Origin of the sequence: Pseudomonas granadensis, assembly GCF_900105485.1 — a bacterium.
Lineage (GTDB): Bacteria > Pseudomonadota > Gammaproteobacteria > Pseudomonadales > Pseudomonadaceae > Aquipseudomonas > Aquipseudomonas granadensis.
On sequence record NZ_LT629778.1, the window covers coordinates 85,888 to 99,860 of the forward strand.

At 61.6% G+C, this 13,973-nt stretch carries 12 protein-coding genes; 2 read left to right on the forward strand and 10 right to left on the reverse strand.

Annotated features, from left to right (window positions below):
- Positions 1-4 precede the first annotated feature (4 nt).
- Positions 5-883: a phasin family protein gene (locus BLU52_RS00405; protein WP_090280365.1), complete on the forward strand. Its 879-nt coding sequence runs from the start codon at positions 5-7 to the stop codon at positions 881-883.
- Between the two features lie 204 nt (positions 884-1,087).
- Here the strand turns inward: BLU52_RS00405 and BLU52_RS00410 are convergent, their stop codons facing one another.
- The 9 genes from BLU52_RS00410 to argS all read right to left on the reverse strand — a co-directional run bounded on the left by BLU52_RS00410 (position 1,088) and on the right by argS (position 11,507).
- Complete coding sequence (locus tag BLU52_RS00410; protein WP_090280368.1) at positions 1,088-1,708, reverse strand: TetR/AcrR family transcriptional regulator; 621 nt, start codon at positions 1,706-1,708, stop codon at positions 1,088-1,090.
- A 30-nt stretch (positions 1,709-1,738) separates the two neighbouring features.
- The gene (gene phaC, locus BLU52_RS00415; RefSeq protein WP_090280371.1) at positions 1,739-3,421 is read right to left on the reverse strand and encodes a class II poly(R)-hydroxyalkanoic acid synthase; all 1,683 of its coding nucleotides are present in this window, start codon (positions 3,419-3,421) and stop codon (positions 1,739-1,741) included.
- Positions 3,422-3,560: 139 nt separating this feature from the next.
- Positions 3,561-4,415, reverse strand: a complete 855-nt coding sequence (gene phaZ, locus BLU52_RS00420) for a poly(3-hydroxyalkanoate) depolymerase (RefSeq protein ID WP_090280374.1) — start codon at positions 4,413-4,415, stop codon at positions 3,561-3,563.
- A gap of 94 nt (positions 4,416-4,509) precedes the next feature.
- Positions 4,510-6,189, reverse strand: a complete 1,680-nt coding sequence (gene phaC, locus BLU52_RS00425) for a class II poly(R)-hydroxyalkanoic acid synthase (protein ID WP_090280378.1) — start codon at positions 6,187-6,189, stop codon at positions 4,510-4,512.
- 258 nt (positions 6,190-6,447) lie between these two features.
- Positions 6,448-6,819, reverse strand: a complete 372-nt coding sequence (locus BLU52_RS00430) for a gamma-butyrobetaine hydroxylase-like domain-containing protein (protein ID WP_090280380.1) — start codon at positions 6,817-6,819, stop codon at positions 6,448-6,450.
- A gap of 76 nt (positions 6,820-6,895) precedes the next feature.
- Positions 6,896-8,233 (reverse strand): ATP-dependent protease ATPase subunit HslU, encoded by a 1,338-nt coding sequence (gene hslU, locus BLU52_RS00435; protein WP_090280386.1) that lies wholly within the window; start codon positions 8,231-8,233, stop codon positions 6,896-6,898.
- Positions 8,234-8,288: 55 nt separating this feature from the next.
- A complete protein-coding gene (gene hslV / locus BLU52_RS00440; protein ID WP_090280391.1) occupies positions 8,289-8,819 on the reverse strand; it encodes an ATP-dependent protease subunit HslV in 531 nt (176 codons plus the stop codon).
- Between the two features lie 233 nt (positions 8,820-9,052).
- The gene (locus BLU52_RS00445; RefSeq protein ID WP_090280395.1) at positions 9,053-9,769 is read right to left on the reverse strand and encodes an SPOR domain-containing protein; all 717 of its coding nucleotides are present in this window, start codon (positions 9,767-9,769) and stop codon (positions 9,053-9,055) included.
- Between the two features lies 1 nt (position 9,770).
- Entirely contained in the window at positions 9,771-11,507 is a 1,737-nt protein-coding gene (argS, locus tag BLU52_RS00450) for an arginine--tRNA ligase (protein ID WP_090280400.1), read from the reverse strand.
- Between argS and BLU52_RS27075 the strand changes: the two genes are divergently transcribed.
- Complete coding sequence (locus BLU52_RS27075) at positions 11,506-11,628, forward strand: hypothetical protein (protein ID WP_269458355.1); 123 nt, start codon at positions 11,506-11,508, stop codon at positions 11,626-11,628. The two genes, argS and BLU52_RS27075, sit on opposite strands and share 2 nt — an antisense overlap.
- A gap of 12 nt (positions 11,629-11,640) precedes the next feature.
- Here BLU52_RS27075 and BLU52_RS00455 read toward each other — a convergent pair whose 3' ends face one another.
- Positions 11,641-13,860, reverse strand: coding sequence for a primosomal protein N' (locus BLU52_RS00455; protein WP_090280406.1), 2,220 nt, complete (start codon positions 13,858-13,860; stop codon positions 11,641-11,643).
- Between the last annotated feature and the right edge of the window lie 113 nt (positions 13,861-13,973).

The following is a 13,973-nucleotide window of genomic DNA, read 5'->3' on the forward strand; positions in this document are numbered from 1 at the left end:
CGGGATGGCTGGTAAAAAGAACACCGATAAAGAAAGCAGCTCGTGGGTCGGGAAGGTCGAGTCGTACTCCCGCAAAATCTGGCTGGCGGGTTTAGGCGTGTACTCGAAGATCGACACTGACGGCAGCAAGCTCTTCGACACATTGGTCAAAGACGGCGAGAAAGCCGAGAAGCTCACCAAGTCTGCGGTCGGCAAAAAAGTCGAGGACTCGACCTCTTCGGCGAAGTCGCGCATCAGCGGCGTGAAAGACCGCGCCATGGGCAAGTGGGACGAGCTCGAAGGGGCTTTCGACAAGCGCCTGAACAGCGCGATTTCACGCCTCGGTGTGCCAAGCCGCAATGAGGTCAAGGCGCTCAACGCCAAGGTCGATACGCTGACCAGACAGATCGAAAAACTCACCGGTCTGAAAGCCCAGCCTGTAGCGGCGAAAACCGCTGCGGCGAAACCGGCAGCCAAGACTGCAGCGGCCAAGCCTGCGGCGAAAACCGCGGCCAAGCCACTGGCCAAAGCGGCGGCCAAACCGGCAGCGAAAGCCGCCGCCAAACCAGCCGCGAAAACGGCCGCCGCCAAGCCAGCGGCTAAAGCTTCCGCCAAACCGGCAGCCAAACCTGCGGTTAAAGCGGCAGCGAAACCTGCGGCCAAACCAGCTGCAAAAACCGCTGCCGCCAAGCCAGCTGCGAAGCCTACGGCCAAACCGGCTGCGGCGAAAAAGCCTGCGGTGAAAAAAGCGGCCGCACCGAAAGCCACTGCGCCGAAACCGGCCGCTGCGGCATCGACTGCTCCAACCGCTCCGACCAACGCGGCAAACTCCGCTGCGGCACCCACGGCAACAGCCACCCCGACTGCAGCATCGACCCCGTCGACGCCATCCAGTCAGTCCTGATTCATCAGGGCAAAACAAAACGCCCGGCCTGTGGAGGTCGGGCGTTTTTGTTTGTGCATTCCTTCTACAAACACCGCAGAACCCTGTGGGAGCTAGCCTGCTAGCGATAGCGGTGGGTCAGTCAGCACTTGTTTTGAATGTGCCGGCTTAATCGCTAGCAGGCTAGCTCCCACAGGGGAGTGGGGTCACCCTGTAGAGTCTGGTTCAATCGTGATCCTCAAGGTATTGCAGCGCCATTCGCTCCGTGGCCACTTTCACCGGCGGCAACAAATGCGGCGCCACCAGCATCATGATCTGGTACACCACCAACCGCACCTCGCCCTCACGATCGAGAATCCGCTGGTAATCCAGGGAAAACAGCAGCGTCAGGGTGATCTGCTCCACCAGTTGTCCCAATGCCTGCGTATCGCTGACCAGTTGCCCCGCTGCCTTCAACCGCGCCAGCAATGAAGCCAGCGTGCGTTTCAGCGCGTTGAGCAGATGACGTATGCCCTTGGCCAGTTTCGGCAGGCGCCCGGCGAGGTTCGACAGGTCCTGGAACAGGAACCGGTATTGCGCCAGGCGTTCGACGATCAGGTGCAGAAACAACCAATAATCCTCCGGCGCCAGCTCGACATCCGACGGTGGATCAAGCAGCGGCGCCAGTTCCTGCTGGAAGCGTTCGAACAAGCCGAGGATCAGCGGTTCCTTGCCGTGGAAGTGGTAGTAGAGGTTGCCGGGGCTGATCCCCATTTCATTGGCGACCTCCATGGTCGAAACGTTCGGTTCGCCCTTTTCGTTGAACAGGTGCAGCGCACATTCGAGAATCCGGTCGCGGGTTTTCATCCAGTCTTCTTAGAAAATTGTCGTTGAACGTCAGCGCACTCGCACGTAAGTACCGGGTGCTGCCTCCATCGGCGGATAGTTGGGGTTGCCGAGGGCCATGCGGGTTTCGTGCTGCGCGCCCGAGCGCTGTTGAATCCACTCCAGCCACTGCGGCCACCAACTGCCGTCGACACGTTTGGCGTCGTAGTACCAGGCGCGCGGGTCGCTGCTCATCCGGGCGTTTTCGACGTAGTTGGCTTTTGGGTTGCTCGGCGGGTTGAGGATGCTTTGTACGTGGCCGCTGTTGGACAGCACGAAGCGCTTGTCGCCGCCCAGCAGCAGGGTCGAGCGATACACCGCGTCCCACGGCGTGATGTGGTCGTTCATGCCGGCCACGCTGAAACTGTCGACGGTGACTTTCTGCAAATCGATCGGCGTGCCGCAGACTTCCAGCCCGCCAGGATGGGTCAGCGGGTTGTGCTTGAAGAAATCCAGCAGATCGCCGTGCAATGCCGCCGGCAGGCGCGTGTTGTCGTTGTTCCAGTAGAGAATGTCGAAGGCGGGCGGCTCCTTGCCCAGCAGGTAGTTGTTGACGAAGTAACTCCAGATCAAATCGTTGGGGCGCATCCAGGCGAAGACTTTGGCCATGTCGCGACCGTCGAGCACGCCCTGCTGATACGAACGCCGCTTGGCCGCTTCGAGGGTCTGTTCATCGACGAACAGCGTCGCCGGGGTTTCGATCTGGCTGTCGAGCAGGCTGACCAGATAGGTCGCGCTGGCGACACGTCGCAGCTGCCGCTTGGCCTGCAGATGCCCTTGCAGCGCCGCGATGGTCAGGCCGCCGGCGCAGGCGCCCATCAGGTTGACCTCGCGGGCGCCGGTGATCGCCCGGCAGATGTTCATCGCTTCTTCCACAGCCTCGACGTAGCTCGACAGGCCCCATTCGCGATGGCGCACATCCGGGTTGCGCCAACTGATCATGAAGGTCTGCAAGCCGTTTTTCAGCGCGTACTGGACGAAGCTGTTGTGCGGGCTCAGGTCGAAAATGTAGTACTTGTTGATTTGCGGTGGCACCACCAGCAGCGGCTTGGCGTATTGCTTTTCGCTCATGGGCCGGTACTGGATCAGTTCGAGCATTTCGTTGCGAAACACCACCGAGCCGGTGGTGGTGGCGACGGTCTTGCCGACTTCGAATGCCTGTCGTGTCACCTGGCGTGGCAGGCCGTCGTTGTGCAGCAGATCGTCGAACAGATGGCTGAGGCCGCGCACCAGGCTGTGGCCGCCGGAATTGAACAGCTCTTTGACTGCCAGCGGATTGAGCAGCGTGTTGGACGGTGCCACGGCGTCGTTGAGCAAGGTGAAGACGAATTGCGCGCGGGCGCGGTCTTCGGGGCTCATGTCGCTGTCGTCGATCCAGCTCTTGACCTGCTTCTGCCAGGCCAGATAAGCCTGCAGGCTGCGCCGATAGAACGGGTTGAGGCTCCACGCCGGATCGGCAAAACGGCTGTCGTTCGGATGGGTCGGGTGCACGGTTTCGCCGAGCAGTACGCGGCCCAGTTGGCCGCCCAGTTTCAAGGCATGCCTTGCCGTGTGGACCGGGTTGCGCAGGCCATGGGCGGCGACGCTGCGCAGGGTCGAGAGCAGGTCGCGACCGCGCAGGCCGGTGATCGCACTTTGTGCGTTGATAAACACGGCGGGGCTGGGCACCACGCCCGTCGCTGGTTTGTCGCGCATGACTCAACACTCCTTCGTCTTCAGGGCAAAAACAAACTCACCGAACCAGAACACCATAGACGCTGTTACGGGTTGCTGCCTGCGCGGCGTCCTGCCGCGCACTCATGGGTAAAGCCCTGCATAAAGCCTGCCGCTGCGTTCAGCCGCCGAGCGGGGTCGGATGCGGGTGCATGACGGCGCGCTGACGTTCCTCCTGGAGGAATTTCATGATGATCGGCGCCACGGCTTCGGCGCGGGTGATCAGGAACAGATGGCCGTCATCGATGATGTGCAACTGCGCATTGGGAATGCGCCAGGCGAGCACGCGCATGTTGATCAACGGGATCAGCGGGTCGTCATCGCCGGCCAGCACCAGCGTCGGCTGATGGATCTTGTGCAGCCAGTGAATGCTGGTCCAGCCGAGGCCGGCGAACAGTTGCCAGTAGTAACCGAGCTTGCCCGCCGAACGCACTTTCGCCGCATGGCTGGCCGCCAGCGTCGGGTCGCGCCGGAACGAGCCGCCGTAGATCATCGGCGCGATGCGAATGACGTGGGACGGCTGAATGTAGCGCCGCGGACTGGCCATCATCCACAGCACTTTCGGTTTGCCCGGCACCATCACCGCACCGGCAGCGGTGGCCGCCAGTACCAGCTTCTTGCAGCGCTCGGGATAGTCGTAGGCGAACTGCTGCGCCAGTGCGCCACCCCACGACACGCCGATGACATTGACCTGACCGTAGTCGAGGTAGTCGAGCATCCGCGCCGTCAGCTTGGCCAGCCCGGGAAAGCGATACGGCCGGTTCGGCGTCGAGGAACCGCCGACTCCGGGAACGTCGAAGGCGATCACTTCCAGGTCCGGGTCCAGCGCCGCGACGAACGGAAATACCAGCTCCAGGTTGGCGCCGATGCCGTTGAAAATCAGCAGCGGCGTCAAGTGCGGCTTGCCGGGACGCACCGCCGTGCGGAGGGTCTGGCCATCCAGATCGACGGTGCGGAATATGAACGGTTGCGGCATGGGTCAAACCCTTCGGGTCAGTTGGGAGCAGCTGCAAGCCGCAAGCTTCAAGCAGAACCCGCTCAGCTTGTGGCTTGTCGCTTGTGGCTTGCCGCTATCTTTCATGAACGTAGGTGCCCGGCGCAGCCTCGCCCGCCGGATACGCCTTGTTGCCCAGTTTCACCGGGGCCTTTTTCAGGTTGCCCGAGCGCTCGGCCAGCCACGCCTGCCAATGCAGCCACCAGGAATCGGTGTGCTTGGTCGAGTTCTCTTGCCATTCATCGGCATTGGCGGCCATTTCTTCACTGGTCATGTAGCGCGATTTCGGATTGCCCGGCGGATTGAGAATGCTCTGGATATGGCCGCTGCTCGACAACACGAATTCAACTTTTCCGCCGAACAGCTGCGCCGACTTGTAGCAGGACTTCCACGGGGTGATGTGGTCGTTGGTGCCGGCCAGCGAGAAGATGTCGGCGGTGACCTGCTTGAGGTCGATCGGCGTGCCGCACACTTCCAGTGCGTTGGGGCGGATCAGTGGATTGTTTTTGAACATCTCGATCAGGTCACCGTGGAACGCGGCGGGCAAGCGCGTGGTGTCGTTGTTCCAGAACAGAATGTCGAACACCGGCGGCTCGTTGCCGAGCAGGTAGTTGTTGACCCAGTAGTTCCAGATCAGGTCGTTGGGGCGCATCCAGGCGAAGACCTTGGCCATGTCTTTTCCCTCCAGCACGCCAGCCTGGTAGGAGTGGCGCTTGGCGGTCTCCAGGGTCTGCTCATCGACGAACAGGGCGACGTCGCTGTCCAGGGTGGTGTCGAGCACGCTGACCAGCAGGGTGAGGGCGTTGACCTTGTTCTCGCCGAGTGCCGCGTAGTGGCCGAGCAGGGCGGTGCAGGTGATGCCGCCGGAGCAGGCGCCGAGCATGTTCACGTCTTTGCTGCCGGTGATCGCGGTGACCACGTCGACCGCTTCTTTCAGCGCCTCGATGTAGGTCGACAAACCCCACTCACGCTGGGCCTTGGTCGGGTTGCGCCAACTGATGATGAACGTCGGCACGTTATTGCGCAGGCAGAAACGCGCCAGGCTCTTGTCCGGGCTCAAATCGAATACGTAGAATTTGTTGATCTGCGGCGGCACCACCAGCAAGGGCCGTTCATGGACCTGCTCGGTGATTGGCCGGTACTGGATCAGCTCCAGCACATCGTTGCGAAACACCACCGCGCCTTCGGTCACGCCGAGGCTCTTGCCGACCTCGAACGCACCCATGTTGACCTGGCTCGGCATGCCGCCGTTGTGCACCAGATCCTTGGCCAGATGCGAGAGGCCATCGAGCAGGCTCTTGCCGCCGGTTTCGAAGAAACGCTTGACCGCTGCCGGGTTGGCCGCGGTGTTGGTTGGCGCCATGGCTTCGGTCATCAGGTTGATGACAAAATGGCCACGGGCGATGTCTTTGGGAGTCAGGCTGCTGTCATCGATCCAGGCGTGGAGTTCCTTGCGCCAGGCCAGATAGGTTTGCAGATATCGTTTGTAGAGCGGGTTCTGGCTCCACGCCGGATCGGCAAAGCGACGGTCGTCACCGGCCGGTTGCAGTTCGGATTTGCCGAACAGCACGTTCTTCAGCTCGAGGCCGAAATGGGTCACGTGTTTGACACTATGGATCGGTTGTTTGATGGCCTGTTTCAGCACCATCCGAGCAGAGGCCAGCAGATCCTTTCCGCGCAGCCCAACGACGGGATTAAGCCCCAGGGTGTTTTCCGAGGCTTGATACTTCAGGTCATCGTTATTCTTGTTACTCATCTACGACGCTCCATTGTCCTGAGACGAGTACCCGGTTTGCGGCTGTGCAGTTCCACAGCCAATGCCAGGTACTACTGCTCGGGTGACCGTTGATTCTGCATAGCTGCTTTACAGTCGTAGAGCATTGCAGGGAACTTGCCAGCTCCATTGGTTACCCGAGTTTAATTTTTTTCGCAAGCAGGCCGATCCTCGGCCATACAGCGGAGCATTCAAACAGATGAAGTTAGAAAATGCCTTCTAATGAGCGCAAGGCTCGGGCTAGAGCATCAGCTTGACGAACGACTCGTTCGGATCGCGGGTTTTTCCGGCGGCACGCAACTCGGCGAGATAATCGTCCCAGAGTTCTTTCTGGCGTTTGCCAAGTTCGTAGAGGTATTCCCAAGTGAACAAACCGCTGTCATGACCGTCATCGAAGGTCAGTTTCAGTGCGTAGTTGCCGGCCTGTTCCAGTTTGCTCAAGCCAACGTTGAGCTTGCCGAATTGCAGGATCGGTTTGCCGTGGCCCTGGACCTCGGCGGAGGGGGAATGCACGCGCAGAAATTCTGCGGGCAGGGTGAATTCTTCGCCGGACGCGTAGGTCAGCGTCAGGGTTTTCGAGGCTTTGTGCAGTTTGATGTCGGTAGGAATCATAGGAGAAGCCTTCAGCTGCGAGCTACAAGCGGCAAGCTTAACTCAGCTTGCCGCGCGTAGCTTGTAGCTTGCCGCTTTACAGAATGTAGCGGGACAGGTCCTCGTTCTGCGCCAATTCGCCGAGGTGGCTGTTGACGTATTCGGCGTCGATCAGAATCGGCTTGTCGTCGTGAGCGCTGGCCAGATCGCCGGCACTGAACGACACCTCTTCGAGCAGACGTTCAAGCAACGTGTGCAGGCGACGGGCACCGATGTTCTCGGTCTTTTCGTTGACCTGCCAGGCGATTTCCGCCAGACGCTTGATGCCTTCCGGCTGGAACTGGATATGCAGCCCCTCGGTTTTCAGCAACGCGCAGTATTGCTCGGTGAGCGAAGCGTGCGGTTCGCTGAGAATGCGCTCGAAGTCTTCCGGGCTCAGCGCCTTGAGTTCGACGCGGATCGGCAGACGGCCTTGCAGTTCCGGCACCAGATCGCTCGGCTTGCTCAGGTGGAACGCACCGGAGGCGATGAACAGGATGTGGTCAGTCTTGACCATGCCCAGCTTGGTGTTGACGGTGCAGCCTTCGATCAGCGGCAGCAGGTCGCGCTGCACGCCTTCACGGGAGACATCGGCGCCGCCGACGTTACCGCGCTTGGCGACTTTGTCGATCTCGTCGATGAACACGATGCCGTGCTGCTCGACCGCTTCCAGCGCCTTGGCCTTGAGTTCTTCTTCGTTGACCAGACGCCCGGCTTCTTCGTCGCGCACCAGTTTCAGCGCTTCCTTGACCTTGAGCTTGCGCGACTTCTTCTTGCCCTTGCCCATGTTGGCAAACAAGGACTGCAACTGGTTGGTCATCTCTTCCATGCCCGGCGGCGTGGCGATTTCAATGCCGGACACTTCGGCGACTTCGATCTCGATTTCCTTGTCGTCCAGCTGACCTTCGCGCAGACGCTTGCGGAACAGCTGACGGGTATTGGAATCGCTGGCCGGTGCTTCTTCATTGCTGAAGCCCATGCGGGCCGGCGGCAGCAGTGCATCGAGAATACGATCCTCGGCAGCGTCCTCGGCACGGTGGCGCACGCGGGTCATTTCCTGCTCGCGGAGCATCTTGATCGCCGCGTCAGCCAGATCACGGATGATCGACTCGACGTCACGGCCGACGTAGCCGACCTCGGTGAATTTGGTCGCTTCGACTTTGATGAACGGCGCGTTGGCCAGTTTTGCCAAACGACGGGCGATCTCGGTTTTACCGACACCGGTCGGGCCGATCATCAGGATGTTCTTCGGCGTCACTTCAACGCGCAGCTCTTCAGGCAGCTGCATGCGGCGCCAGCGGTTGCGCAGGGCAATCGCGACGGCGCGCTTGGCATCGTCCTGGCCGATGATATGGCGATTGAGTTCGTGGACGATTTCGCGGGGAGTCATGGACATAATGGTTGACGGTCCTCAAGCACAAACAAGCCGTGGCACACAGGCCGCGACAGGCTTATTCGGCGAGATCCTGCTCCTCAATGGTCTGGGTGTGGTTGGTGAATACACAGATGTCGCCGGCGATGCCGAGTGCAGTCTCGACGATCTCGCGGGCCGACAGGTCGGTCTTTTTCAGCAGGGCGCTGGCTGCGGCCTGGGCGAAAGCACCGCCGGAACCCATGGCGATCAGGCCATCTTCGGGTTCGACCACGTCACCGTTGCCGGTGATGATCAGCGAGGCGTCCTTGTTGGCGACCGCGAGCATCGCTTCGAGGCGGCTCAGGGAACGGTCGGTGCGCCACTCTTTGGCGAGTTCGACGGCGGCGCGGATCAAGTGGCCCTGATGTTTTTCCAGCTGGCCTTCGAAACGTTCGAAGAGCGTAAAGGCGTCGGCGGTGGCACCGGCAAAACCGGCGATGACCTGGCCGTGGTACAGGCGACGGACTTTTTTCGCGTTGCCTTTCATCACGGTATTGCCGAGAGAAACCTGGCCGTCGCCGCCCATGACGACTTTGCCGTGACGGCGGACTGAAACGATGGTGGTCAAGGGAAGAGTCTCCACACAGCGGGGCGAAAGTGCCTTATGCCCATTCATATGGGGGTGCTGGAAGGGATTTCAACCGGGGAGGGTGCGGAGGGACGAACGGCGCAGCGCAGATCAGAATTATGTAGTGCTGGTGATGGCGCCTTCGCGAGCAGGCTCGCTCCCACAGGATATGCGCTGTTCCTGTGGGAGCGAGCCTGCTCGCGAATATTGGCGACGCGGTGAATCTGTCTGGATCAGCGGCTCTGGCGTTGTTGTAACAGCAGGTTGCTGAAGCCGGCGCCGGCCAGTTGTTTCTGCGCGGTGGTCAGTTGTTCACGGTTGCTGAACGGGCCGACCAGAACGCGGTACCAGGTTTCGTCTTTTACCGTGCCGGATTCAACCGCCACCGCCTGGCCGAGCAGAATGATCTGCGCACGCACCTTGTCAGCGTCCGTCTCCTTGCGGAACGAGCCGGCCTGCAGGAAGAACCTGGTCACCGGCGCCGCTTTGCTAACCGGTGGCGCGGGTGGCGGAGTAATCCCGGCCAGTGCGGCCTGAGCGCGCGCGGTGTCGATCTTCGCCGCTTCCGCCGGGGTGACCGGCGTGGTCGGGATGGCCGGCACTTGTGGCGTCGGCAGGGTCTTCTCCGGAACGGCATCCGGCGGCACGATCACTTCCGATTCCGGCAGCAGCGTGTAGAAGTCGTACTTCGGCTTGACCGGTTGCGTCGGGCTCGGCGGGGTCTTGTTGGCTTCGGCGATCTTCGTCGCTTTCTGCTGTTGCGCCTGCTCGACCTTCTCACGCTTGACCGTGTCGCTGCCCTTGCCCGGCTCCAGCTTCATCAAAAACACGATGAATGCACCGACCGTCAGGCCGATGGCCATCCACAGCCAGCCGGGAATCGGTTGCTTGGCCGGAGCCTGATAGCGGCTCGCGCCGCGCTTGGGTGCAGGTTTTTTCTTGGCAGCCAACTTACATACGCTCCAGAGTTTCCAGACCCAACAGCTCCAGGCCTTGCTTGAGGATGCGACCGGTCAGCGCGGCCAGACGCAGACGGCTCTGCATCTGGGCCGGGGTCTCGGCGGCGAGGATCGGGCAGTTCTCGTAGAAGCTGGAGAACAGGCCAGCGACGTCGTACAGGTAAGTGCAGAGAATGTGCGGCGTGCCTTTGTCGGACACGTTGTTGAGCACTTCACCGAACTGCGCCAGTTTCGCCGCCAGTTCCTGTTCATGCGCCGCTTCGAGGGCGATCTGGCCGTCGACTTCGCTGAAATCCTTGCCGAGCTTGCGGAACACACCGGCGACGCGGGTGTAGGCATACAGCAGGTACGGCGCGGTGTTGCCTTCGAAATTCAGCATCAGGTCGAAGTTGAAGCTGTAGTCGCTGGTGCGGTGCTTGGACAGGTCAGCGTATTTCACCGCGCCGATGCCGACGACCTTGGCGATGTTGCGCAATTCGTCTTCGGCAAGCTCCGGGTTTTTCTCCTTGACCAGGTTGTAGGCACGTTCCTGCGCTTCGGTCAGCAGGTCGATCAGCTTCACAGTGCCGCCGTCACGGGTCTTGAACGGACGGCCATCTGCGCCGTTCATGGTGCCGAAACCCATGTGTTCCATTTCCATCGGATGGGTGACGAAACCGGCCTTGCGCGCCACGGCGAAGACTTGCTGAAAGTGCAGGGCCTGGCGCTGATCGACGAAGTACAGCGCACGATCGGCTTTCAGCTTGCCACTGCGGTAGCGCACGGCAGCGAGGTCGGTGGTGGCGTACAGATAACCGCCATCCGCCTTGACGATGATCACCGGCAGCGGATCGCCATCGGCATTCTTGAACTCGTCGAGGAACACGCACTGGGCGCCGTTGCTCTCGACCAGCATGCCCGCGGCTTTCAAGTCGTTGACCACATTGATCAGGTCATCGTTGTAGGCGCTTTCGCCCATCACGTCGGCCATGGTCAGTTTGACGTTGAGCAGTTCGTAGATCTTCTGACAGTGCGACAGCGAGATGTCCTTGAAGCGGGTCCACAGCGCCAGGCACTCGGCATCGCCGGCCTGCAGCTTGACCACCAGACCGCGGGCGCGGTCGGCAAATTCTGCGGACTCGTCGAAACGCTGTTTGGCGGCCCGGTAGAAGTTTTCCAGATCGGACAGCTCGTCGCTGGTGATCGGGTTTTCCTGCAGGTACGCCATGAGCATGCCGAACTGCGTGCCCCAGTCACCGACGTGGTTCTGGCGGATCACTTCGTCGCCAAGGAATTCGAGGACGCGGGCCACACCATCGCCGATGATGGTCGAACGCAAGTGGCCGACGTGCATCTCTTTGGCCAGGTTTGGAGCCGACAGGTCGACCACGGTGCGCTGCGCCGGGCCAGCCTTGCGCACGCCGATATGGGCGTCGGCCAGCGCGGCATCGAGACGGCTGGCCAGGGCCTGGGTGTTCTGAAAGAAATTGATGAAGCCCGGGCCGGCGATTTCCGCCTTGGTGACGTTCTCGTCAGCCGGCAGCGCGGCGATGATTTTTTCCGCCAGATCGCGCGGTTTCATCCCGGCCGGTTTGGCCAGCATCATCGCGATGTTGCTGGCGAAGTCGCCGTGAGTCTTGTCGCGGGCGTTTTCCACTTGAATCGCCGGCGACAGGCCTTCAGGCAACACACCTTCGTTGACGAGTTGGGTGAGGGCTTGTTGGATCAGCTGGCGAATGGTGTCTTTCATGGTCTTCTCTTTCGACCGCAAGCGCGGCGGGCGCATCGGTGCGCGGGTGGAAAAACTGGGCATTATCCGTGGCGGAGCCGGGCTTGCCAACCTTAGCAGGCTGGTTGTGGATATGTGGTGACAAATAGATCAATCAGTACAAGTCGACGGGATCGACATCCAGCGACCAGCGCACCGCCCGCCCGCTCGGCATCTGCTCCAGCGCGAGCAACCAACTGGCCAGCAACCGATGCAGCGGTGCCCGTGCCGTTGCCTGCAACAACAATTGCGCGCGATAACGCCCGGCGCGACGTTCCATCGGCGCCGGCACCGGCCCGAGCAGTTCGATGCCGCTCAGATTCAGTTCGCCGAGCAAGCGCTCAGCCTCGCTGCAGGCTTCATCAAGAAACCCTTCAGCCTGTCCAGGTTTGTGCGCTTCGGCGCGCAACAGCGCCAGATGGGCAAACGGCGGCAGCCCGGCGCCGCGGCGCTCGCTCAACGCCTGTTCGGCAAAGGCGAAGTAACCCTGTTCGGTCAGTTGCACCAATAGAGGATGGTCGGCCAGGTGCGTCTGAATGATCACTTTGCCCGGCTCTTCCGCCCGTCCCGCACGACCTGCGACTTGAACGATCAACTGCGCCATGCGCTCGCTGGCACGGAAGTCGCCGGAGAACAGGCCACCGTCAGCGTCGAGAATCGACACCAGCGTCACCCGCGGAAAATGGTGCCCCTTGGCCAACATCTGCGTGCCGACGAGGATGCACGGCTGGCCTTTCTGAATCGTCGCGAACAGCTGATTCATCGCGTCCTTGCGGGAGGTGCTGTCGCGATCGACGCGCAGCACCGGATAGTCCGGGAACAAAATCGCCAGCCGTTCCTCAGCGCGTTCGGTGCCGGCGCCTACCGGGCGCAAGTCGACCTTGTTGCACTTCGGGCACTGGCGCGGGGTGCGTTCGACGTTGCCGCAATGGTGGCAACGCAACTCACCGTAGCGCTGGTGCACGGTCATTCGCGCATCGCAGCGCGAACACTCGGACATCCAGCCGCAATCGTGGCAGAGCAAGGTCGGGGCAAAACCGCGGCGGTTAAGGAACACCAGCACCTGCTGGCCGTTGGCGAGGGTCTGGCCGATGGCTTGTTGCATCGGTCCGGAAATGCCGCTGTCCAGCGGCCGGCTTTTCACATCCAGGCGCAGAAAGCGCGGCTGTTTGGCGCCGCCAGCGCGCTCGTTCAGGCGCAACAGGCCGTAACGCCCGGTGTAGGCGTTGTGCAGGCTTTCCAGCGACGGCGTGGCCGAGCCGAGCACGATCGGGATGTTCTCCTGACGTGCTCGCACCAGCGCCAGATCACGGGCGTGGTAACGCAAGCCTTCCTGCTGTTTATAAGAGCCGTCGTGCTCTTCATCGATGATGATCAGCCCCGGATTTTTCATCGGCGTGAACAGCGCCGAGCGGGTGCCGATAATAATGTCGGCCTCGCCATCGCGGGCGGCGAGCCAGGCGTCGAGGCGTTCACGATCGTTGACCGCCGAGTGCACCAGGGCGATGCGTGCATTGAAACGCTGTTCGAAGCGCGCCAGGGTCTGCGGGCCGAGGTTGATCTCCGGGACCAGCACCAGCGCCTGTTTGCCGGCCTCGAGGGTTTCACGGATCAGCTGCAAATAGACTTCGGTCTTGCCGCTGCCGGTAACCCCGGCCAGCAAAAACGCGTGATAACTGTCGAAACCGGCGCGGATGGCTTCATACGCCGCGCGTTGTTCGCTGTTGAGCGGCAGTTCCGGTTGCGCCAGCCAGTGTTCATGGCGCGCGCCGGGGAGGTGGCGGCGGATTTCCACTTGCACCAGACCCTTGGCCAGCAGCAGGTCGAGGCTGTCCTTGCTCAGCATCAGTTTGCTCAGCAACTGATGGGCGACACCGTGCGGATGCTGGGCCAGCGTTGCCAGGGCTTCTCGCTGGCGCGGGGCACGAGCGATGCGCGGATCATCAAGGCTGGCACCCGGCGCCGCTGACCAGAAACGCTCTTGGCGGGCCTCGGCCAGTTCGCCCTGACGCAGCAGCACCGGCAACGCCCAGCTCAAGGTGTCGCCGAGGCTGTGCTGGTAGTACTGCGACGTCCACAGACACAGCTTGAACAGCGCCGGCGGCAGCGGCGCGGTGGTATCGAGCAGGGCCAGCGCCGGTTTGAGTTTCTCCACCGGCACTTCGCTGGTATCCGCGACCTCGACCAGAATCCCGATCATCTCGCGCCGCCCGAACGGCACCCGCAGGCGCATGCCCGGCTGCAATTGCTCACGCCGCACCCCGGCCGGCGCCCGGTAATCGAACAGGCGGCGCAGGGGCGAAGGCAAGGCAAGGCGCAGAATGGCGTCGGGCACGCGGGGGGATCTCTATCAGGGCGGTAGGACTCAGCGCATAACCCTGTAGGAGTGAGTCTGCTCGCGATAGCGGTTTGTCATTCAACATTTAGGTTGTCTGATATACCGCTATC